Source organism: Pseudomonas sp. MWU13-2862, from assembly GCF_023242495.1.
GTDB classification, from domain to species: domain Bacteria; phylum Pseudomonadota; class Gammaproteobacteria; order Pseudomonadales; family Pseudomonadaceae; genus Aquipseudomonas; species Aquipseudomonas gingeri_D.
In genome coordinates, this window is sequence record NZ_JALMEZ010000002.1 from 170,715 (window position 1) to 191,558 (window position 20,844).

The window sequence follows — 20,844 nt, forward strand, 5'->3', positions numbered from 1 at the left end:
CATCCGAAACACTTTCAGGCCAAGAACAGGGTTGGCAGATGACGGTTGATCGACAGGTTTTTCGACGCGATCCCCCGCCAGGCACCACCCGCTATTCCATCGAAGTCTTGACCATGGCCAACTCGGGATGACTGACCAATTTGTCGATATGCAGCTCCGGGTCTTCCAGCCAGGTTTCCGTCAGGACCCGATAATGCTCCATGTCGCGGCAACGCATGCGCAGGCTGTAGTCGAACGCACCGCTGATCAAGTGACACTCCAGCACCTGAGGGCAGTCTCGGGTCTTGGCCTCGAAGGCCTTCTGCGCCGCCCGCCCGCTCTGGTTCGACAACGCCACCAGCACCAGCAGCGACAACCCCGCCGAGAGTTTCTTCTCGTCGATAATCGCCCCATAGCCGCGGATCACACCCAACTGCTCCAGCTTGCGCACCCGTTCCAGGCAAGGTCGGGGGGTCAGGTGCACACGTTCGGAGAGCTTCTGGTAGGTGATACGCCCATCGTGGCGCAGCACCTCGATAATTGCCTGGTCGATACGATCCAGAATGATCGACAGGTCACGAACATCCGCCATAAATGGCTTGCCTCACTTCAAACGGTCAGAGAGAAACGCTTGCAGTCGTCTGCTTTGCGCGGGGTCCTGCATCCGCGCATTGTACGGCCTTGTTCGCGTTGAAGCCCAGGCACGACTAAGGTCTAGGGGCGGCATCTGCACACCGAATCGATCCAGGCAAAAATGCAGATTCGACCTGCGAATATTCGGGTTGTACACGGCAAATTTGCACTGCTACGATCGGGTATCGTTCGCCCGCCGAACACATCAAAAAAGACAATAAAAGCAGGGAGTTAGCAATGACTGCTCGGGTTTCATCCTCCGCCACCCCGGACCTCGACACCACCGGCGCCGATGTCCTGGCCGACGTGCGCAACCATATCGGTCACCTGACCCTCAACCGCCCCGCCGGCCTCAACGCCCTGACCCTGGACATGATCCGCGCCCTGCAGCAGCAGCTCGACGCCTGGGCCCACGACCCCGAGGTGAACGCGGTGGTCTTGCGCGGTGCCGGTGAGCGGGCCTTCTGTGCCGGCGGCGATATCCGTTCGCTGTATGACAGCTACCAGAGCGGCGGGCGCCTGCACGAAGATTTCTTCGTCGAGGAGTACGCCCTGGACCTGGCGATCCACCGCTACCGCAAACCGGTGCTGGCGCTGATGGACGGCTTTGTCCTCGGTGGCGGCATGGGCCTGGTACAAGGCGCCGACCTGCGGGTGGTCACCGAGCGCAGTCGCCTGGCCATGCCGGAAGTCGCCATCGGCTATTTCCCGGATGTCGGCGGCAGCCATTTCCTGCCGCGTATTCCCGGCGAACTGGGCATCTACCTGGGGGTCGCCGGCGTACAGATCCGCGCCGCCGACGCCCTCTACTGCGACCTGGCCGACTGGTACCTGACCAGCGACAAACTGGCCCAACTGGACGAACGCCTCGACCGCTTGCAGTGGCACGAAACACCGCTCAAGGACCTCCAGGGCCTGCTGGCCAAACTCGCCGTGCAAACCCTGCCCGATGCGCCGCTCGACGCGTTGCGCCCGGCCATCGACCACTTCTTCGCCCTGCCGGATGTCCCGAGCATGGTTGAGCAACTGCGCGAAGTGACCGTCGCCGACAGCCATGAATGGGCTCGGGAAACCGCCGACCTGCTGGAGAGCCGCTCGCCCCTGGCCATGGCCGTCACCCTGGAAATGCTCCGCCGTGGCCGCCACCTGAGCCTGGAGGACTGTTTCGCCCTGGAACTGCACCTGGATCGCCAGTGGTTCGACCGTGGCGACCTGATGGAAGGCGTGCGCGCCCTGCTGATCGACAAGGACAAGTCCCCCCGCTGGAACCCACCGACCTTGCGCGAACTGGACGCCGAACAGGTCGCCAGCTTTTTCCATGGCCTCGACACGAGCGGGAACTGAAGCATGCACGATATCGAACTGAGCGAAGAACAAGTGATGATCCGCGACATGGCCCGGGACTTCGCCCGCGGCGAGATCGCGCCCCATGCCCAGGCCTGGGAAAAGGCCGGCTGGATCGATGACGGCCTGGTCGCCAAGATGGGCGAGTTGGGCCTGCTGGGCATGGTGGTGCCCGAGGAATGGGGCGGCACCTATGTCGACTACGTGGCCTACGCCCTGGCCGTGGAAGAAATTTCCGCCGGTGACGGTGCCACCGGCGCCCTGATGAGCATTCACAACTCGGTCGGCTGCGGACCGGTCCTCAACTACGGCAGCCAGGCCCAGAAAGAAACCTGGCTGGAACGCCTCGCCACCGGCCAGGCCATCGGCTGCTTCTGCCTCACCGAACCCCAGGCCGGCTCCGAGGCCCACAACCTGCGGACCCGGGCCGAACTGAAGGACGGCGAGTGGGTGATCAATGGCGCAAAACAGTTTGTCAGCAACGGCAAGCGCGCCGAGCTGGCGATTGTATTTGCCGTCACTGATCCTGAGTTGGGCAAGAAAGGCCTCTCGGCATTCCTGGTGCCCACCGATACGCCGGGTTTTATCGTCGACCGTACCGAACACAAGATGGGCATTCGCGCCTCCGACACCTGCGCGGTGACCCTCAATCAATGCCGCGTGCCTGAAGCCAACCTGCTGGGCGAACGCGGCAAGGGCCTGGCCATTGCCCTGTCGAACCTGGAAGGCGGTCGTATCGGTATCGCCGCCCAGGCGCTGGGCATTGCCCGGGCCGCATTCGAAGCGGCGCTGGCCTATGCCCGGGAACGGGTGCAGTTCGACAAGCCGATTATCGAGCACCAGAGCATCGCCAACCTGCTGGCCGACATGCACACCCGGATCAATGCCTCACGCCTGCTGATCCTGCACGCGGCGCGCCTGCGCAGTGCCGGGCGGCCGTGTTTGTCGGAGGCTTCACAGGCCAAGCTGTTTGCCTCGGAAATGGCCGAGAAGGTCTGCTCCTCGGCCATGCAGATTCATGGTGGCTATGGCTACCTGGAAGATTATCCGGTGGAGCGCTATTACCGCGATGCGCGGATCACCCAGATCTATGAAGGGTCCAGTGAGATTCAGCGGATGCTGATCGCACGGGAACTGAAGCACTACCTGGTGTAACTGCAGAGCACGGCCTTATGGCGAGCGGGCAAGCCCGCTCGCCACACTCATCCACCCTACCCAATCATCCTGCGACTCAACTGTCCTTGAACTGCGCCTCACGCTTGGCGATAAACGCCGCCATGCCTTCCTTCTGATCCTGGGTGGCGAACGCCGCGTGGAATACCCGGCGCTCGAAACGCACACCTTCCGACAGGCTGACCTCGAAGGCGCGGTTGACGCTTTCCTTGACCATCATGCTGATCGGCACCGATTTGCTGGCAATCAGCGCCGCGACCTTCAGCGCTTCCTCAAGCAGTTCATCGGTCGGCACGATCCGCGCCACGATCCCGCAACGCTCGGCTTCCACCGCATCGATAAAGCGCCCGGTCAGACACATTTCCATGGCCTTGGCCTTGCCCACCGCGCGGGTCAGGCGCTGGGTGCCGCCCATGCCCGGCAGCACGCCGAGGTTGATTTCCGGCTGCCCGAACTTGGCGTTGTCAGCGGCCAGGATAAAGTCGCACATCAGGGCCAGCTCGCAACCGCCGCCCAAGGCAAAACCGGACACCGCGGCGATAATCGGCTTGCGCCGGTTGGCCACCCGGTCGCTGTCGCTGAACAGGTCGTCGAGGTAGATCTGCGGGTAGGTCAGCTCGGCCATTTCCTTGATATCGGCCCCGGCCGCAAAAGCTTTTCTCGAGCCGGTCAAGACGATGCAACCGATGTTCGGATCGGCTTCCAGGGCGTCCAGCGCCTGGTTCAGTTCGCTGACGATCTGCGCATTCAGGGCGTTGAGCGCCTGGGGGCGGTTCAGGGTAATCAGGCCGACACGGTCCTTGATGTCCAGCAGAATGGTTTCATAACTCATCGATAGATTCCTTGATCACAGGTTGCGCGAAATGACCATGCGCTGAATGTCACTGGTGCCTTCGTAAATCTGGCAGACCCGCACGTCGCGGTAGATCCGCTCCAACGGGAAGTCGCTCAAATAGCCATAGCCCCCCAGGGTTTGCAAGGCTTGGGAGCAGACCTTCTCGGCCATTTCCGACGCGAACAGCTTGGCCATGGAGGCCTCCACCAGCGCCGGCTTGCCACTGTCACGCAGGGCGGCGGCGTAATGCACCATCTGCCGGGCCACGGCGATCTGGGTGGCCATGTCCGCCAGGCGGAACGCCACGGCCTGGTGCTCGATCAGCGCCTTGCCGAAGCTTTCCCGCTCGCGGGCATAGTCGCGGGCGGCCTCGAAGGCGGCACGGGCCATACCCACCGATTGCGCGGCGATACCGACCCGGCCACCTTCCAGATTGGCCAGGGCGATGCGGTAACCCTCGCCCTCCTCGCCCAGGCGATTGGCCACGGGCACCTTCACATCCTCGAAGAGGATCTGGCAGGTGTCGGAGGCATGCTGGCCGAGCTTGTCCTCGACCCGGGCGACGATATAGCCCGGCGAGTCCGTGGGCACGATAAAGGCACTGATACCACGCTTGCCCGCGGCCGGATCGGTCACGGCGAAGACGATCACTACCCCGGCGTTCTGCCCGGAGGTGATGAACTGCTTGCAGCCGTTGAGCACGTAGTGGTCGCCCTCAAGCCTGGCGCGAGTCTTCAGGCCGCTGGCATCGGAGCCGGCTTGCGGTTCGGTCAGGGCGAAGGCGCCGAGCATGGCACCGCTGGCCAGTGGCGGCAGGAAACGGGCTTTCTGTTCCTCGGTACCGAACTTGAGGATCGGCACGCAGCCGACCGAATTGTGCACGCTCATGATGGTCGAGCAGGCACCGTCGCCGGCGGCGATTTCTTCCAGGGCCATGGCATAGGCCAGGTAGCCGGTGTCGCAGCCACCCCACTGCTCCGGGACCAGCATGCCGAAAAAGCCCAACCCGGCCATTTCGCCTATGGCCTCCTTCGGAAAGCGGTGCTCGCGGTCCCATTCGGCGGCGAAGGGTTTCAGGCGTTCCTGGGAAAAATCCCGGGCCGCTTCGGCGATCTGTTGTTGTTCATCGGTGGGTAGCATGGGAACTCCTAGTACAGGCACTCGACGGCCATGGCCGTGGCTTCACCGCCGCCGATGCAAATGGCCGCGACCCCGCGCTTCAGGCCGTTCTGACGCAGGGCCGAGAGCAGGCTCACCAGAATCCGCGCGCCGGACGCACCGATCGGATGGCCCAGGGCACAGGCGCCGCCGTGGACGTTGACCTTGTCGTGGTGCAGTTCCAGCTTCTGCATGGTCACCAGGGTGACCACGGCGAAGGCTTCGTTGATTTCAAAGCGATCGACCTGATCCAGGGACCAGCCGGTTTTTTTCATCAACTTCTGGATGGCGCCTACTGGTGCCACCGGGAACAGCCCGGGGGTATCGGCGAACGCCGCATGCCCGCGAATCACAGCCAAGGGCGTGAGACCACGTTTCTGCGCTTCGGACTGACGCATCAGCACCAACGCCGCCGCGCCGTCGGAAATCGAACTGGAGTTCGCCGCCGTGACCGTACCGCCCGGACGGAACGCCGGCTTCAGGCTGGCGATCTTGTCCAGCTTGGCCTTGGGCGGCTGTTCGTCGTCGCTGATCAGCCGCTGCTCCTTGCCCACGGTAACCGTCAGCGGCACGATTTCCGCGCGGAAACGGCCCTCGCTGATCGCGGCTTGCGCACGGGTCAGTGAGGCCACGGCAAAGGCGTCCTGGGTTTCACGGCTGAAACCGTGGGTCTCGGCGCAGTCCTCGGCGAAGGTGCCCATCAGGCGACCCTTGTCGTAGGCATCTTCCAGGCCGTCGAGGAACATATGGTCGAGCACCTGGCCGTGGCCCATGCGGTAGCCGCTACGGGCACGGTCCAGCAGGTACGGCGCGTTGGACATGCTTTCCATGCCGCCGGCCACCACCACCTCGGCGCTGCCGGCCACCAGCATGTCGTGGGCGAGGATGGTCGCCTCCATGCCGGAACCGCACATCTTGTTCAGGGTGGTGCAGCGGGTCGACTTGTCCAGCCCGGCGCCGAGGGCCGCCTGGCGAGCCGGGGCCTGGCCGAGACCGGCGGACAGCACGCAGCCGAACAGCACGTGCTCGACTTCGTCCGACGCCAGTTCCGCGCGCTCGACGGCGGCACGGATCGCGGCGGCGCCCAGTTGCGGCGCGCTGAGGCTTTTCAGGTCGCCCTGGAAGCCGCCCATGGGGGTGCGTACGGCACTGACGATAACAATGGGATCGTTGCTGGTCATGATCGTTTCTCCTATTTCGCGGCCATGCGCAAGGCACCGTCGAGACGGATCACCTCGCCATTGAGCATGCTGTTTTCAATGATATGCCGTACCAGTGCGGCGTACTCGCCGGGCTTGCCCAGGCGCGGCGGGAACGGCACGCCGGCCGCGAGCGAAGCGCGGACTTCCGGGGTCATGCCGGCCATCATCGGGGTTTCGAAAATGCCTGGGGCGATGGTCATGACGCGGATGCCGAAACGTGCCAGTTCACGGGCCGCCGGCAGGGTCAGGCTGACAATGGCGCCCTTGGACGCGGCGTAGGCGGCCTGGCCGATCTGGCCGTCATAGGCGGCGGCGGAGGCAGTATTGATGATCACCCCACGCTCGCCGTCGGCATTCGCCTCGGTTTCGGCAATGGCCGCGGCAGCCAGGCGCAGCAGGTTGAAGCTGCCGATCAGGTTGACATTGATCACCTGGCTGAAGCTTTCCAGCAGGTGCGGGCCGTTCTTGCCGAGGATCTTCTCGCCGCGCACGATACCGGCGCAGTTGACCAGGCCATGCAAGCCGCCAAAGGCTTCGACCGCAGCCTGTACCGCCGCCTGGGCCTGGGCTTCCTGGGTGATGTCCGCGACCACGCTACGGGCTTGCGCGCCGAGCTTTTTTGCCTGGGCGGCGACGGCCTCGGCATTGAGGTCCACCAGCATTACCTTGGCGCCGGCGGCCACCAGCATTTCAGCGGTGGCCGCACCGAGGCCGGAAGCCCCGCCGCTGACCATGAAAGCCTTGTCTTGAATGTCCATTGCAGTGTCCTTCGTTAAAACCGTCAATAATTCTGATGAACCTGTATTCAGGTCGCGGCCTGGGCCTTGGCGATTTCCTGATTGCGCAAGATAAAACGCTGCAACTTGCCGCTCGGGGTCTTGGGCAGCTCGTCGACGAATTCGATTTCCCGTGGATAGGCATGGGCCGCCAGGCGCTTGCGCACATGCAAGCGCAACTCCTCGGCCAGCTGCGGCTCGGCACGGTAGCGCGCACTGAGCACGACAAAGGCCTTCACCACCTCGGTGCGCTCCGGGCAAGGCTTGCCGACCACCGCCGCCTCCACCACCGCCGGGTGCTCCACCAGGGCGCTTTCGACATCGAACGGGCCGACCCGATAGCCCGAAGTGGTAATCACATCATCGCTACGCCCGACAAAGCTGATGCTGCCGTCCGGATTCAGTTCCACGGTGTCACCGCTGAGGTAGTACTGGCCAACGAAAGCCTTGGTCTCGAACCCCTGGTAGCCGTTGAACCAGAACATCGGCGATTGGGAACGATCCAGCGCGAGAATTCCCGGCTGCCCGACATCCAACTCGCGCTGCTGCTCGTCCAGCACCACGATGCGATGCCCGGGCGACGCGAACCCCGCCGAGCCGATATGCACCGGATGCTCAAGGCCGTGGTGATTGCACAGCACCATGCCCATTTCGGTCTGGCCGTAATGGTCGAGAATGGTCACCCCCAGGTTATCGGCGAACCAGCGGATCACCTCCGGGTTCAGCGGCTCGCCGGCGCTGCTGACCACCCGCAGGCGACCCTTGACCTTGCTGGCGAACGCTTCGCCGGCGGCAATCAGCAACCGGTAGGCGGTAGGTGATCCGGTGAGGTTGGTGATGCCGTATTTCTCGATGATCCGGCAGGTGCTTTCCACCGTGAACGGGCCATCGTAGAAGGTGATCGGGTGACCCATCCCCAGCGGCCCGGTGATGCCGAAATACAGGCCGTAGGCCCAACCCGGATCGGCGACATTCCAGAACGCATCTTCAGGACGCAGGCCGACCGCATCGCGGGTGTAGTTCTGGAAGGCGATGATCGCCTTGAGCGGCACTTCCAGGGGTTTCGCCGGGCCGGTGGTGCCCGAGGTGAACATCAGCAGAAATGGGTCTTCGCCGGTGAGCAGCACCGGTTCGCAGTAAGCCGGGTAGTTGTCCAGTTCGGCCCAGAAGCTGAAATCACCACGCACGATGCCCTGCCCCTTGGGGCCGCCGACCGTGACGATGGCCGGGCAGTCGGCGACTTCACTGAGTTTGTCGCGGTTAACGACGTCGGTGACTACCAGCTTGGCCCCGGAGCCGCCCAGGCGGTGTTCGATGGACTTGGGGCCAAAAGCGGTAAACAGCGGCTGGTAGACGGCGCCGATGCGCCAGGTGGCGAACAGCGTGATCAAGAGTTCGACATTACGCGGCAACAGCGCGGCGACCTTGTCGCCACGTCGCACGCCCTGGGTCAGCAGGAAATTGGCGAAACGCGCGGCCTTGTCCTGTAATTCACTGAACGTGTAGATCGCACTGCTGCCGTCGCGGCCCTCCCAGAACAGCGCGATGCGCCCCGGCAAGGCATACCGGTCGCAGCATTCGACACAGGCGTTGAGCGCCGTCAAAGTCCCTTTCAGGCCCGCTTGGGCCGCTTGCTGATAATCGAAGTCCGCAGTGGCAGTCTGATAGTCGCGCATGTCCAGAATCTCTCGGTCTTGTTATTGGAAGGAACCGTAGAAAAATCCTGGAAATAGTCGCGCTGTCAGGGACTTGGGACAATGGTCAAAGCTTTCAACCTGATTGACTGGTTTGGCCAATAAGCGGCCTAGTGCGCCTCGTTGAGGATCAGGCTGCGGTAATGCCCCGGGTTGGACCCGGACCATTTGCGAAAGGCCTTGTAGAACGAACTGGCGTCGGCGAAGCCTAGCCGGGTGGCAATCTCGGCGAAGCTGATCGACGGCTCCGCCAGCCAGGCAATCGCCCACTCCTTGCGCACGCTGTCCTTGAGGCCCTGGTAGGTCTGCCCTTCTTCCGCCAGCCGCCGGCGCAGGGTCGAGGCCGACATGCACAATTGCACGGCCAGCCCTTCGGTTTCCGGCCAGTCTTCAGCCGGCTGTTGGCGCAGGTCCTGCTTGATCCGACTGGCCAGGCTCTGGGCATCGCGGTACTTGACCAGGATATTGGCCGGCGCCAGCGCCAGGAAGCGTTGCAGTTCCTCGGCACTGCGCTTGATCGGCAGGTCCAGGCAGTCGGCGGAAAAGATCATCCGGGTGCGCGGCCGGTCAAAACGCAGGTTCTCGGAAAACATCACCCGATAGTCCTCGCAGTAATCCGGTTCGGCGCAGCGCAGCTCGATGGCCAGGATCGGGATACGCCGCCCGGCCAGCCAGCAGGCCACGCCGTGGACGATCATCCAGTAGGCGAAATAGGTAAACGGCCGTCGCCCCTCGCCTTCCGGCTCCAGCAGGACGATTTCCGCCAGGCTTTGCTGGCGCACCAGTTGAGCCGGCAGACGTTCAAGCATCAACGACAGGAAATCCAGCACCGAGTCCAGCCCGGCCGTCACCGTCGGCTGCGCCATTCCGGCGCGGCACAGGTAGGCGAAACTGCCAGCGCGCAGCTTGCGCGGGTCCATGCCGAAGAATTCGTCATCGTTGCGCCGCGCCAACAGGCGCCACAAGCGCGCATAGTCACTGGCCGGCACCCGGGCATCAGGCTGTTCCAGCAGCGTCGAGTCGATCCCGACCTTGTCCAGCACCTGCACGGTGTCCGCACCGGGGGCGCAACTCTGCAACAGTGCCTCGTGCACCAGATGGATGGAGATGGTGTCTTTTTCCGACATTGGCCGTCACTCAAGCCCTGTGCTGATCCTTTTGACGGCCATCTTAGGCAGCACCGAGCAAAAAGCCAGCGTGATCCCTTCATAAAACCCGCCGTAGCGTCGATAGACTCGGCGTTGTTATGATTCGTCGCCAGTACGGAGTCGCATTTCCAGGGAGTTTTATTCGATATGGTCGTGGTAACAGCGTCGCACAGCGGCAACTTTCCTGAGTCGAGACCAGGCTCGGTGTCCGCTCGATGAGTTGCTGGGAAATTCTCGGGCTGCCAGCGGACGCCGATACCCGCAGCATCAAACGCCAATACGCGACCCTGCTCAAACAGACCCGCCCGGACGACGACCCGGAGGGCTTCCAGCGGCTACGCGAAGCCTACGAGCAGGCCCTCGACTGGAACCCGCAGGCGTGGGAGCCGGCGCCTGTCGTCGAAGCGGTCCTACGTTCTACCGAAACCGGCCTGCCTATCCTCCCCTCTGGCCCCACCGCCGCACAACGGGTTGCCAGCGAATTGCTCGAAGGCATCACCCCGGCCTTGCTCGACGAGCGTTTTGCCCGGGCGACCCTCTATTACTCTCAGCGCGAGTTCGAGGAACAACTGCTGCTGCGCTGCCTGGAGCCCGGGCAGGACTTCCAGGCCCTCGCCCACTGGGGGCTGGAGCATTTCCAGTGGCTGAGCCCCTGGCAACGCGCCGACTTGCCGAAACAAGCATTGCTCGAACTCGATCAGCGTCTGTTCAAGAGCCTGGAAGAGCCCCTGGCGGGCCTGCTTGGGCGCGGGGATGTCGAAGGATTCTGGCGCGAATACTCCAACCTGGAGCAGCTCGGTTGGCTCAAGAGCCTGGAGCGGCGAGCGCGCCTCAACGAGCTGCTGGCGAAGTTGCTGCTGGAAAGCCCGTTCTGGTCGGCCAAGCTGTTCAACACCGTCTGCAAGCTCAATCACTGGAACAGCGGCAGCCTAACGCCAAACTGCCCGGAACCCTACTGGACACGCCTGCTGGAGCGCAGCCGCAGCGAAACTTTCCTGTCCAACCAGCAACACCGTCTCGGCCTGCCACCGGACACCCCCGACAACCGGGTAGCGCAGCTGTTGTTTGCCGATATGACACTGGCCCAACGCCGCGACTTCTCTCGCCGCTTCCATAAAGAAGACTGGCAGGCCTGCCATCAACTGGCCCGATCGATACAGGCCAACCATCCACGACTGCAAAGCCTGCTGCCCGGCGCCGATGCCTTTTTCTGGCGCGAATGGGAGTCCCCTGGCACCGGTTGGCTCGGCTTCGCCGCCGTGATGCTGGCCTGCGGCGTGGCGGCGGTGCAGCGCCATCTGCTGCCGGGCAACGGGCTGAACGAAACCGCCAGCGCCATTGCGCTCTGGTCGCTGCTGCTGTGCGGGCTGAACGGCATTCTGTTGTTGTTCTGGCCTGGTATGGCCGACACCCTCTGGACGCTTGACCAACGCCTGAGCGAGCATCTGTCGGCAGGACTCAGCCCGCGCCGGCCTACGCCACTGGTACTGCGTGAGCTGCTGCCCTGCTGGGTGGTAGCAGGCGTCATCGGTGCCTGGCTCGGCATCGTTCCGCTTCTTGCCTACGGTGGTGCAATGCTGGGGATGGCCTGGCTCGACCGTCCAGCGAAAAGCCGCGCAAAGCAAAAGAAAGCATCGACCTACCCGACGTCCTGGTGGCTGGCCTGGGGTCTGATGCTGAGTGTCACGTTGGGCACGCTGGCACTGTATGCCGCTCACAGCCTGACCGTCGCCGGTCGTAACCATGGCCTGCAGCCTTGGCCCGAACGCTTGTGCAGCCGAATGCCGGCAACTGTCGAAAGCTGCCACCCGCCAGCGACACAAGAACAGTGGTACGGCAAGGAGGCCCACTGATGGACCAGCGTTGGTTTATGACCTTCGGCGTGCTGCTCATTTGCGCCATCTATATGCTGATCGGTACCGAGCAGCAACAGAGCCTCTTCGGTCTCTGGCTCGACCGTCACAGCAGCCAGGAAGTGGCCGAAGCCAATGCGCTGCGGCCATTGATCCGGTGCGTCAACCTGGCCGATGTGCCCTGGCGGCTCGACCGGGCAGCCCCGCCCAGCAAGCAACGCGATGACTTCCCTTACATACAACGTTATGACCCCGACGCGATACTGCGAGACTTCTGCAAACCGGACATCGTTTTCAAGTCTGGGATTGTCGAAGGCACTCGGCAGATCGGGCCGATCGTCGGTCACTACACGTCAACATTCAGGGCCATGCTAGAACGTTATCAGGGGCTGCAACGCGATTCCTCGCCAGACGCCACACTGGCACTCACGCGGCACGACAAGGACTACGCCTACAGGATCGAAGCGTTTCTATCGGCCTCCGAAGCAATGCGCCGCGAACTTGAATCCCTCGAGCTCACATTGCGCCCCAAGCAGTTGGAGCTGTTGGAACAGAGCCAAGGCCGTGACCTGCACTGGTACTTGTTGAACTATATGATCCGAGCACGGGAAACTGCGGACCAATTAACCGAGGCTGCCAATCGCCAGAAGCTGGACTTGCCTCTGCTGGCCGCTATATCCGAAGCCCTGCTCCAAGCCAGACAAGCGGGCGAGACCTATCGCGACAGCCACCCCGCCACTCACCGCAAAGGCCCCGTTCAGGATCTGTGGTCCCTGCTGGAAGAGCCCGCGCAACGTTACCAGACCGCCCTGGAGCAACTGGCGACGGACTGGCGCAACCACGCCGAACCGCACGTGCTGAGCGACGACTTCTGGAACGTGACGCACCGTTATGATGTCCTGCTGGCCCTCTACAACAAACAGGCAGACATCGACTTCTAGCCCTTTACCGGCAACAGGATCGCATTGCCGGTGGCGACCAGCTTCAACGTTTCGTCGGCGCTCCGGGCAAACAGTTCGGCGCTGACGAACACCTGCTTGCGTCCACAACACACTTCATGAACAAGTGCACCACGCTTTGCGCCTTGCCCCGTGCGCTGTGGGTCTTAGGATGTACGCAACAATCATAAGGAGTCACTCCATGTTCGCCGGATTCCAGAAAGACCAGCGCCACGTCAACGGTGTGGACATTGCCTACCGCATCGGCGGCAGCGGACCGGGCCTGCTCCTGCTGCACGGCCACCCGCAGACGCACGTCATCTGGCACAAGATCGCAGGCGACTTGGCCAAGCACTTCACCGTAGTCGCCGCCGACCTGCGCGGCTATGGCGACAGCGCCCGACCTGCAGCCGACGAACAGCATCTCAACTACTCCAAGCGCGAGATGGGTCGCGACGGCGTGGCCCTGATGGACTCCCTGGGTTTCAGCGAGTTCTCGGTCCTGGCCCACGACCGCGGCGCCCGCGTTGCCCATCGCCTGGCCCTCGACCATCCCCAGGTGGTGCAACGCATGGTGTTGCTGGATATCGCCCCGACCCTGTCGATGTACACCCAGACCGACGAAGCCTTTGCCCGCGCCTACTGGCATTGGTTCTTCCTGATCCGTCCGGCACCGCTGCCGGAAACCCTGATCGAAGCCAACCCGGAACAATACCTGCGCAGCGTGATGGGCAGCCGCAGTGCCGGCCTCAAGCCCTTTACCGGCGAAGCCTTCAGCGAATACCTGCGCTGCATCAGCCTGCCCGGCAGCGCCCGGGGCATCTGCGAAGACTACCGCGCCAGCGCCACCGTAGACCTGGAACACGACCGCGCCGATATCGAGGCCGGACGCCAGTTGAATATGCCGCTGCTGGCGCTCTGGGGCGCCGAAGGCACTGTCGGCCGTTGCTTCAATCCGCTGCACGAATGGCAGCAGGTGGCTACCGACGTACGCGGCAAGGCCCTGCCCGGCGGGCACTACCTGGCCGAAGAAATCCCGGAACAGCTGCTCGGCGAAGTCCTGACCTTCCTGCGCTGAACAGCCTGACGCAAAGGACCTGATCCACCCCTTCCCCCTGGGCCGCCGCCAACAACCCAGGACGGGATCGGCTTGCCCAAAAACTGTGACGAGATAATAACAATGACAATCCGCAAACTGCTGGGAACCCTGTATATCCAGGTGGTCATCGCCATCGTGCTGGGGGTGCTGATCGGCAACCACTGGCCGCAGACCGGCATCGACCTCAAGCCCCTGGGCGACGGTTTCATCAAACTGATCAAGATGATCATCGGCCCGATCATCTTCTGCACCGTGGTCTCCGGCATCACCAGCATGCACGACGTGAAACAGGTCGGGCGGGTTGGCGGCAAGGCCCTGCTGTATTTCGAAATCGTCTCCACCTTCGCCCTGGCGATCGGCCTGGTGGCGGCCCATGTCCTGCACCCCGGCTCGGGTTTCAACGTCGACGTAAAAACCCTCGACACCTCGGCCATCGCCAACTTTGTCGGCCAGGCCCAGCATGGCGAAGGCATCACCGGCTTCCTGCTGCATGTGATCCCCACCACCTTCTTCGACGCCTTCTCCCAGGGCGAGATCCTGCCGGTGCTGTTCGTCTCGATCCTGTTCGGCCTGGCGCTGGTGATGGTCGGTGAAAAGGCCCGTCCGCTGGTCGGCGTGATCCACCAGGCCAGCGAGGTGTTCTTCCGTATCGTCGGCATGATTGCCCGTGTGGCCCCCATCGGCGCGTTCGGCGCGATGGCCTTCACCATCGGCAAATACGGCCTGGGTTCACTGCTGCCGCTGATGAAGCTGGTGGGCACCTTTTACCTGACCGCCTTCATTTTCATTACCTGCGTGTTGGGCAGCATCGCCCGTTATGCCGGTTTCAGCATCTTCCGCCTGCTGGGCTACATCAAGTCGGAGCTGCTGATCGTACTCGGCACCAGCTCATCGGAGTCGGCCCTGCCGCAGCTGATCCAGAAGCTGGAAAGCCTGGGTTGTTCCAAGGGCGTGGTCGGTATCGTGGTGCCCACCGGCTACACCTTCAACCTCGACGGCACCAATATCTACATGACCCTGGCGGTCATGTTCCTGGCCCAGGCGACCAATATCGACCTGACCCTGGAGCAGCAACTGACCCTGCTGGCGGTGACGATGCTCACCTCCAAGGGCGCCGGTGCGGTGGTCGGTGCGGGGTTTGTCGCCCTGGCCGCGAGCCTGGCGGTGGTGCCGACCGTACCGGTGGCGGCGATGGTGCTGATCCTCGGGGTGGACCGCTTTATGGCCGAGTGTCGCTCCCTGACCAATATCATCGGCAACGCCGTCGCCTCGCTGGTGGTGGCTGCCTGGGAAGGCGAACTGGACCGCAGCAAGATGGCGCCGATCGCCCTCAGGCGCGGGCGCAAGGCATTGGCCGAGGCCGATACCACGGCGCTCAAATAATCCACGCAACGCCGCGGATCCTTGTAGGAACTGGGCTTGCCCGCGAAGCTTTTGGCGATCCTGATGGCCTCTTCGCTGGCAAGCCATGCTCCTACAGAAGGCCCGCAGCCTTCGAGCTCGCGACGATCCTCGGCCCTGCCCATCCAATGCTATTCTGGCGGCTCCTGCCGCCAGCGTTCGTTGCTTTTCCCATGAGCCAAAAGAAAGACACCGTGCCCCTGCCCGAAGACCTGCGCGTATTTCTCACCGTTATCCGCAAGGCCGGCTTTGCCGCCGCCGCCGATGAACTGGGACTGTCGCCCGCCTACGTCAGCAAACGTATCCAGATCCTCGAAACCACCCTCGCCACCCGCCTGCTGCACCGCACCAGCCGACGTATCGCCCTGACCGAGGACGGCGAACGGGTGCAGCGCTGGGCCGTGCGTATTCTCGAAGATTTCCAGCAACTCAACGACGAGCTCTCCGAAGCCCACGACAGCCCCAGCGGCCGCCTGCACCTATGCAGCAGCTTCGGTTTCGGGCGCAATCATGTGGCTCCGGCGCTGTCGCTTCTGGCCGAGCGTTACCCGGACCTTGAAATCCGCCTGGACCTGTTCGACCGCGTGGTGGACATCGTCAGCGAAGGTTTCGACCTGGAGATCCGCGTCGGCGACGATATTCCCGGCCAACATATCGGCCGGCGCCTGGTGAGCAATCGCCGGGTACTCTGCGCGGCACCGGCCTACCTGGAACGGCGTGGCACACCGCAGCAGTTGAGCGACCTGGAGCAACACGATTGCCTGGTGCTCAAGGAGCGTGACAACGCCTTCGGTATCTGGAATCTGGAGCGCGACGGCAGCCAGGACAGCGTGCGGGTGCGCGGCCCGTTGTCGTCCAACAGCGGCGAGATTGTCTTGCAATGGGCATTGGATGGACGCGGCATCCTGCTGCGCTCGCTGTGGGACGTCAAACCGCTGCTGGAACAGGGGCGACTGGTGCGGGTGCTGCACGACTACACCCAGAGCGCGAATGTCTGGGCGGTGTACCCGACACGGCTGGCGTATTCGGGGAAATTGCGGGTCTGCGTGGAGTTTCTGCAGGAACACTTTCGACAGCTATCGATTTAAAGGCTCCTACCCATGGTGTCGCTCGCCCCTCACAAACGGCACAAAACTGTAGGAGCAGGGCTTGCCCGCGAATAGGCCCTCAAGATCGCCAACGGCTTCGCTGGCAAGCCAGGCTCCTACAGGTCGGCGTGATGCTCAAGAGCTCATCACTTGGCCCGTCATGTCAGGCCCGTGGTTTCAGCTCAACCAGGGATTGGCCTGCAAATGCGCCCGCTCGAACGCCCTGATCTCCTCACTGCGCTGCAAGGTGCTGCCAATGGCATCCAACCCCAGCATCAATGCCGTCTTGCGCAACGTATCGATCTGGAACTCGATCACACTGCCATCCTGCAAACGGATCTGCTGACTCTCAAGGTCAATGGTGATCTCGGCACTCTGCGGCTGGCTCACCACCTGCCCCAGGCGCTGCGCCGTCGCCTCGTCCAGGGTGATCAACAGCACCCCGTTGCGCTGGCAGTTATCGTAGAAAATCCCGGCGAAACTGCTGCCGATCAATGCCCGGATCCCCACTTGCTTCAAACCCCACACCGCATGTTCACGGCTGGAACCGCAACCGAAGTTCGGCCCCACCACCATGAAGCTGGCACCTTTCCAGGCCGGCTGATTCAGCACGAACTCAGGATTGGGTTCACCCGACGGCAACACCCGCAGGTCGAAGAACAAACCACGGTCCAACCCGTTGCGATCGATCCCCTTGAGGAACTGCTTGGGCATGATCACATCGGTGTCGATATTGGCCGCCAGCATCGGCGCGGCCTTGCCGGTGACTTGGGAAAACGGCTGCATGCTCATGGCCTTGGCTCCAGATGGCGAATATCGGTCAGGTGTCCGGCAATGGCTGCCGCGGCTACCATCGCAGGGCTCATCAAATGCGTACGAGCCCCGGCACCCTGGCGCCCTTCGAAATTGCGGTTGGTGCTGGAGGCGCAGCGGTCGCCCGGCTCCAGCACGTCATCGTTCATCGCCAGGCACATCGAGCAACCCGATTGCCGCCACTCGAAGCCGGCGTCGATAAACACCGCCGCCAAACCTTCGGCCTCGGCCTGATCACGCACCTGGGTCGAGCCCGGCACAATCATCGCCCGCACATGCTTGGCCACATGTTGACCACGCACCACACGGGCCGCGTCACGCAGGTCCTCGATCCGCGCATTGGTGCAGGAACCGATAAACGCATGGCTGATCACGATCTCGTTCAGCGGCATGCCGGCTTCCAACCCCATGTAATTCAGGGCGCGGCGCATGTCCTGGCGCAGGATCAGGTCGCTGATGTCTTGCGGGTCCGGCACGTTCGCCCCGATGGGCGCAGCCTGGTCCGGGCTGGTGCCCCAGGTGACCATGGGTTCCAGTGCGCTGGCATCCAGTTCGACTTCACGGTCGAACTTCGCGCCGGCATCCGTGTGCAGCTCCCGCCAACGGGTCACGGCCTGCTCCCACAGTGCGCCCTTGGGTGCCCGGGGTTTGTCCTTGAGGTAGGCGAAGACTTTCTCGTCGGGCGCCATAAAGGCCCCTCGCGCGCCCGCCTCCACCGCCATATTGCAGATAGTCATGCGCGCCTCGACGCTCAGGGCATCAATGGTCGAGCCGCGGAACTCGATGGCATAACCGGTGGCCCCGGAAGCGCCGATCTTGCCGATCAGCGCCATGATCACGTCCTTGGATGTCAGGCCCGGCGCCAGTTCGCCGCTGACCGTTACTCGCATCGTTTTCAGGCGCTTATAGACCAGCGTCTGCGACGCCAGCAGATGTTCGATCTCCGAGGTGCCAATACCGAAGCCGAACGCCCCCAGGGCCCCATAGGTGGTGGTGTGGCTGTCACCGGCGGCGACCACCATGCCCGGCAGGATAAAGCCCTGCTCCGGGGCGATCACATGCTCGATACCCTGGCGTTTGTCGAGCACATCGAACAGTTCGATACCGAAGTCGGCGCAGTTTTCGGCCAGGTACGACACCTGGCGGGCACCGCCGGCGTCCGGCATGGCGGCGACGCGCTTGGGCGTGGTGGGGTTGACATGGTCGACCACGGCCAGCGCGGTTTCCGCGCGCCAGACACCGCGCCTGGCTTCCCGCAGGCCGCTGAAGGCTTGCGGGCTGGTGTATTCGTTGATGACCTGACGGTCGATATACAGCAGGACATGGCCCTGGTCATCGAGGCGACACACCGTATGGGAATCGATGTGCTTGTCGTAGAGGGTTCTTGTTTGAGTCATGGTGGCGCTCGCAGAAATGAAAGTACGCGAGGCTGTCGGATCACGGGCAGGCCGACAGGCGTCACCGTCATCATAGGCGGCGGGAACGGACCATCAATGGCGGGAGGGTGATGGCTGGAAACATGGATCGTGTTTGATCGGAGAATTTAAATCTGTCATCGCTGCGTCATAACCCACACAATAGAAAGGTACTACGCGATATAACAAAACGACGGACGACCAAAAAAGATTGGCCTAATTCAGCTATATATGGATAGCGCAGGAACTGAAAGGAATTCTGATGATCACAGACACACAGAATGATACAAAGAAGCTTGGAGCGCTGCTTGCTATGAGACCCAGCCTATCAACACTCGTCAAATCGCAGAAAATTGCATTTTTCCTTGCATTGTTTGGCATCGTGGCACTGTTTGGTGCCAAGCGACTGATTGAGTGGGCACTTAAAGAACCGGTGGCCGAGTCTTGGGTAGACCTGACGCTGGTGTTGGCGGCGTACCTGTATTTCTTCATGATCCCCACCCTCCAGGCCCATATCAGCAAAAAGCTGAGAAGGCGTGCCGCCCGTCTCCGATGTCAAGCATCGAACCAGGCCACCCCGCCCCCTTCCGCCGGTGCGTCTGTAATGGTGACGCCACAGGGGGGAGAAGCGCAGGCTAAAGAGGGGCGGACCCAGCCTGTTGACGCCGAGCCCAGGCCCACGCGCCAGGGCCAGACACTGAATCGCTGACACGCACAGCAAAAAGGGGAGCCAGGCTCCCTTTTTTGTGTCCCCACAGGTATGCGGATCAGACCTTCGTATTGATCGACATGCTGGCACCGGAACTGGCGAACTGCTGCAAGTTCAGCAGCACGTTAATCGCCTTCTTGTATTCCGGGATCATATGGTTGGAGAACTGGTCGCTTGAGCTGCCGCTTTGCAGCGTGCTGATCTGGCTGGCGAAATAGTCCAGCGCATTGAATTTCTCACCCGACTTGCCTTTCGCCCCGGCGCTGGACAGCAGGCCGGCGGTGGTGGCGCTGATCAGGCCATTCTCCTGGAGGATGCTGCTGTACTTGGCCAGTTGATCCGGGGTGACCGATTTCGGGTCGAAGCCCTGGAACTGCGACTGCAGCTTGTCCTTCTGCATCTTCGCGGTGTCGAGGGCGGTCGGGTCCCTCGGGATGTTGTTGAGCACCTGCTTGTTCTTGATTTCCTGCAGGTTGGCGTTCTTCGCCACGGAGGCTTTGCGCTCAAAGACCCGGGTGCTGAGCGCCGTGGCCCAGGCGACTACTGATCCGCCGCTCATGCCCGACCTCCGGCCATACGGTCGCGGGTGGTGTCACCGTGCTGCTGAGGTCCTTTCAAGGCGAGCATATGCAGTGTCCTGTCAAAGAGAGAAAAGAGATGATTCCAGTCATGTAACATGAATGTACAAATATACAATCTTTGTTACAGATCGCCCATCGAAAAGATGTATTGGAATTGTGGGGAGGCCTGAGACCGTCAACGGACGCCTGGACCTCGGCAGGCGCCCGTGGAAACAGGAAGCGCTGATTACGTCCGATTAATGGAAACGCCACCATCGACCATCAAACTCGATCCCGTGGTGAAACTCGATGCTGCAGAGGCGAGGTAGAGCGCTGATCGCGCAATCTCCTCTGGCAGTGCCAGGCGCTTTAGCGCATGTAGTCCTTCGACGAAGGCACGGGCTTGCGGGGTATTGGTGGCGGCGCGTCCCATAGGAGTATCCGTGCCTCCCGGTAGAAGGGCATTGGCTCGGATGCCATGCAAACCATACTCGACAGCGATCACTTGCATCAGGCCGATCAGCCCGGCCTTGCTGGCCGCATAGGCTCCCATTCCCGGGAAGCCGGCGGTGTGGCCAACGAAGGTCGATGTAAATATGATGGAACCGCCGCCGCGCTTTAGCATCGCTGGGATCTGATATTTCGCACCCAGGAACGCACTGGTCAGGTTTGTATCGAGAATGGCATTCCAGGCATCAGCTGAAATATCGGGAACCGATGCACTCTCCCCTGTCGAACCGGCGTTGTTGAAGGCAATATCGAGCCCGCCAAAACGACCGACGGCGATCGCCACCAATGTTTGCGCGAGTTTCTCGTCTTTGATGTTTCCTGCGACGGCAATCGCTTCGCCTCCGCCATTTTCAATCTCGGCGACAAGTGAGTCCAACTCGACTTGACGGCGCGCCGTTACGACGACTTTCGCGCCCTCCTTCGCGAATAACTTTGCCGTCTCGTAGCCAATGCCTGAACTCGCACCCGTTACAATTGCCACTTTTCCTGATAACTGTTTCATTTTCCAAGCCTTGC

19 protein-coding genes are annotated in these 20,844 nt (G+C 62.4%); 8 read left to right on the forward strand and 11 right to left on the reverse strand.

All coding sequences use genetic code 11. From position 1 onward, the window contains the following. Window positions 1-91 precede the first annotated feature (91 nt). Window positions 92-571 (reverse strand): Lrp/AsnC family transcriptional regulator, encoded by a 480-nt coding sequence (locus M5C56_RS04240; protein WP_103494775.1) that lies wholly within the window; start codon window positions 569-571, stop codon window positions 92-94. 278 nt (window positions 572-849) lie between these two features. Here M5C56_RS04240 and M5C56_RS04245 point away from each other — a divergent pair, with 278 nt between their 5' ends. Both M5C56_RS04245 and M5C56_RS04250 read left to right on the forward strand, forming a co-directional pair. Continuing rightward, entirely contained in the window at window positions 850-1,956 is a 1,107-nt protein-coding gene (locus M5C56_RS04245; RefSeq protein WP_103494774.1) for an enoyl-CoA hydratase/isomerase family protein, read from the forward strand. A 3-nt stretch (window positions 1,957-1,959) separates the two neighbouring features. Beyond that, the gene (locus tag M5C56_RS04250) at window positions 1,960-3,111 is read left to right on the forward strand and encodes an acyl-CoA dehydrogenase family protein (protein WP_103494773.1); all 1,152 of its coding nucleotides are present in this window, start codon (window positions 1,960-1,962) and stop codon (window positions 3,109-3,111) included. Between the two features lie 76 nt (window positions 3,112-3,187). Here the strand turns inward: M5C56_RS04250 and M5C56_RS04255 are convergent, their stop codons facing one another. The 6 genes from M5C56_RS04255 to M5C56_RS04280 form a co-directional block, all read right to left on the reverse strand. Next, window positions 3,188-3,961, reverse strand: a complete 774-nt coding sequence (locus tag M5C56_RS04255; protein ID WP_103494772.1) for an enoyl-CoA hydratase — start codon at window positions 3,959-3,961, stop codon at window positions 3,188-3,190. A gap of 15 nt (window positions 3,962-3,976) precedes the next feature. Continuing rightward, on the reverse strand, window positions 3,977-5,104 hold the full coding sequence (locus M5C56_RS04260; RefSeq protein ID WP_103494771.1) for an acyl-CoA dehydrogenase: 1,128 nt from the start codon (window positions 5,102-5,104) through the stop codon (window positions 3,977-3,979). Between the two features lie 8 nt (window positions 5,105-5,112). Further along, window positions 5,113-6,303, reverse strand: a complete 1,191-nt coding sequence (locus M5C56_RS04265) for an acetyl-CoA C-acyltransferase (RefSeq protein WP_103494770.1) — start codon at window positions 6,301-6,303, stop codon at window positions 5,113-5,115. A gap of 11 nt (window positions 6,304-6,314) precedes the next feature. Beyond that, the gene (locus tag M5C56_RS04270) at window positions 6,315-7,082 is read right to left on the reverse strand and encodes an SDR family NAD(P)-dependent oxidoreductase (RefSeq protein ID WP_103494769.1); all 768 of its coding nucleotides are present in this window, start codon (window positions 7,080-7,082) and stop codon (window positions 6,315-6,317) included. Between the two features lie 47 nt (window positions 7,083-7,129). Beyond that, window positions 7,130-8,776 carry an AMP-binding protein gene (locus M5C56_RS04275; protein WP_103494768.1) on the reverse strand — a complete coding sequence of 549 codons (1,647 nt, stop codon included), beginning with the start codon at window positions 8,774-8,776 and terminating at the stop codon, window positions 7,130-7,132. A 128-nt stretch (window positions 8,777-8,904) separates the two neighbouring features. Next, complete coding sequence (locus tag M5C56_RS04280) at window positions 8,905-9,921, reverse strand: AraC family transcriptional regulator (RefSeq protein ID WP_103494767.1); 1,017 nt, start codon at window positions 9,919-9,921, stop codon at window positions 8,905-8,907. 236 nt (window positions 9,922-10,157) lie between these two features. Between M5C56_RS04280 and M5C56_RS04285 the strand changes: the two genes are divergently transcribed. The 5 genes from M5C56_RS04285 (at window position 10,158) to M5C56_RS04305 (ending at window position 16,321) form a co-directional block, all read left to right on the forward strand. After that, on the forward strand, window positions 10,158-11,795 hold the full coding sequence (locus M5C56_RS04285; protein ID WP_103494766.1) for a J domain-containing protein: 1,638 nt from the start codon (window positions 10,158-10,160) through the stop codon (window positions 11,793-11,795). Next, the gene (locus M5C56_RS04290; protein ID WP_103494765.1) at window positions 11,795-12,736 is read left to right on the forward strand and encodes a DUF3829 domain-containing protein; all 942 of its coding nucleotides are present in this window, start codon (window positions 11,795-11,797) and stop codon (window positions 12,734-12,736) included. Before M5C56_RS04285 ends, M5C56_RS04290 begins: the two co-directional genes overlap by 1 nt. Before the next feature lie 199 nt (window positions 12,737-12,935). Then, window positions 12,936-13,811 (forward strand): alpha/beta hydrolase, encoded by an 876-nt coding sequence (locus M5C56_RS04295; protein ID WP_103494764.1) that lies wholly within the window; start codon window positions 12,936-12,938, stop codon window positions 13,809-13,811. Between the two features lie 102 nt (window positions 13,812-13,913). Further along, window positions 13,914-15,215, forward strand: coding sequence for a dicarboxylate/amino acid:cation symporter (locus M5C56_RS04300; RefSeq protein ID WP_103494763.1), 1,302 nt, complete (start codon window positions 13,914-13,916; stop codon window positions 15,213-15,215). A 191-nt stretch (window positions 15,216-15,406) separates the two neighbouring features. Beyond that, a complete protein-coding gene (locus M5C56_RS04305; RefSeq protein ID WP_103494762.1) occupies window positions 15,407-16,321 on the forward strand; it encodes a LysR substrate-binding domain-containing protein in 915 nt (304 codons plus the stop codon). Window positions 16,322-16,498: 177 nt separating this feature from the next. On the opposite strand, the gene leuD is transcribed toward M5C56_RS04305, so the two are convergent. Beyond that, entirely contained in the window at window positions 16,499-17,113 is a 615-nt protein-coding gene (gene leuD / locus M5C56_RS04310; RefSeq protein ID WP_103494761.1) for a 3-isopropylmalate dehydratase small subunit, read from the reverse strand. Further along, window positions 17,110-18,531, reverse strand: a complete 1,422-nt coding sequence (leuC, locus tag M5C56_RS04315) for a 3-isopropylmalate dehydratase large subunit (protein WP_103494760.1) — start codon at window positions 18,529-18,531, stop codon at window positions 17,110-17,112. The genes leuD and leuC overlap by 4 nt, the downstream gene beginning before the upstream one ends. A 280-nt stretch (window positions 18,532-18,811) precedes the next feature. On the opposite strand from leuC, the gene M5C56_RS04320 reads away from it, so the two are divergent. Next, a complete protein-coding gene (locus M5C56_RS04320) occupies window positions 18,812-19,258 on the forward strand; it encodes a hypothetical protein (RefSeq protein WP_103494759.1) in 447 nt (148 codons plus the stop codon). Between the two features lie 58 nt (window positions 19,259-19,316). Here M5C56_RS04320 and M5C56_RS04325 read toward each other — a convergent pair whose 3' ends face one another. Both M5C56_RS04325 and M5C56_RS04330 read right to left on the reverse strand, forming a co-directional pair. After that, a complete protein-coding gene (locus M5C56_RS04325; RefSeq protein WP_103494758.1) occupies window positions 19,317-19,817 on the reverse strand; it encodes a hypothetical protein in 501 nt (166 codons plus the stop codon). A gap of 248 nt (window positions 19,818-20,065) precedes the next feature. Beyond that, the gene (locus tag M5C56_RS04330; RefSeq protein ID WP_103494757.1) at window positions 20,066-20,830 is read right to left on the reverse strand and encodes an SDR family oxidoreductase; all 765 of its coding nucleotides are present in this window, start codon (window positions 20,828-20,830) and stop codon (window positions 20,066-20,068) included. Between the last annotated feature and the right edge of the window lie 14 nt (window positions 20,831-20,844).

Excerpts from the sequence above, each read along its gene's own strand:
- M5C56_RS04295 (WP_103494764.1), top strand. The coding sequence starts at position 12,936 with ATGTTCGCCGGATTCCAGAAAGACCAGCGCCACGTCAACGGTGTGGAC.
- M5C56_RS04285 (WP_103494766.1), top strand. The coding sequence starts at position 10,158 with ATGAGTTGCTGGGAAATTCTCGGGCTGCCAGCGGACGCCGATACCCGC.
- M5C56_RS04250 (WP_103494773.1), top strand. The coding sequence starts at position 1,960 with ATGCACGATATCGAACTGAGCGAAGAACAAGTGATGATCCGCGACATG.
- M5C56_RS04260 (WP_103494771.1), bottom strand. The coding sequence starts at position 5,104 with ATGCTACCCACCGATGAACAACAACAGATCGCCGAAGCGGCCCGGGAT.
- M5C56_RS04320 (WP_103494759.1), top strand. The coding sequence starts at position 18,812 with ATGATCACAGACACACAGAATGATACAAAGAAGCTTGGAGCGCTGCTT.
- M5C56_RS04265 (WP_103494770.1), bottom strand. The coding sequence starts at position 6,303 with ATGACCAGCAACGATCCCATTGTTATCGTCAGTGCCGTACGCACCCCC.
- leuD (WP_103494761.1), bottom strand. The coding sequence starts at position 17,113 with ATGAGCATGCAGCCGTTTTCCCAAGTCACCGGCAAGGCCGCGCCGATG.
- M5C56_RS04255 (WP_103494772.1), bottom strand. The coding sequence starts at position 3,961 with ATGAGTTATGAAACCATTCTGCTGGACATCAAGGACCGTGTCGGCCTG.
- leuC (WP_103494760.1), bottom strand. The coding sequence starts at position 18,531 with ATGACTCAAACAAGAACCCTCTACGACAAGCACATCGATTCCCATACG.
- M5C56_RS04270 (WP_103494769.1), bottom strand. The coding sequence starts at position 7,082 with ATGGACATTCAAGACAAGGCTTTCATGGTCAGCGGCGGGGCTTCCGGC.
- M5C56_RS04275 (WP_103494768.1), bottom strand. The coding sequence starts at position 8,776 with ATGCGCGACTATCAGACTGCCACTGCGGACTTCGATTATCAGCAAGCG.
- M5C56_RS04325 (WP_103494758.1), bottom strand. The coding sequence starts at position 19,817 with ATGAGCGGCGGATCAGTAGTCGCCTGGGCCACGGCGCTCAGCACCCGG.
- M5C56_RS04280 (WP_103494767.1), bottom strand. The coding sequence starts at position 9,921 with ATGTCGGAAAAAGACACCATCTCCATCCATCTGGTGCACGAGGCACTG.
- M5C56_RS04245 (WP_103494774.1), top strand. The coding sequence starts at position 850 with ATGACTGCTCGGGTTTCATCCTCCGCCACCCCGGACCTCGACACCACC.
- M5C56_RS04290 (WP_103494765.1), top strand. The coding sequence starts at position 11,795 with ATGGACCAGCGTTGGTTTATGACCTTCGGCGTGCTGCTCATTTGCGCC.
- M5C56_RS04330 (WP_103494757.1), bottom strand. The coding sequence starts at position 20,830 with ATGAAACAGTTATCAGGAAAAGTGGCAATTGTAACGGGTGCGAGTTCA.
- M5C56_RS04240 (WP_103494775.1), bottom strand. The coding sequence starts at position 571 with ATGGCGGATGTTCGTGACCTGTCGATCATTCTGGATCGTATCGACCAG.
- M5C56_RS04300 (WP_103494763.1), top strand. The coding sequence starts at position 13,914 with ATGACAATCCGCAAACTGCTGGGAACCCTGTATATCCAGGTGGTCATC.
- M5C56_RS04305 (WP_103494762.1), top strand. The coding sequence starts at position 15,407 with ATGAGCCAAAAGAAAGACACCGTGCCCCTGCCCGAAGACCTGCGCGTA.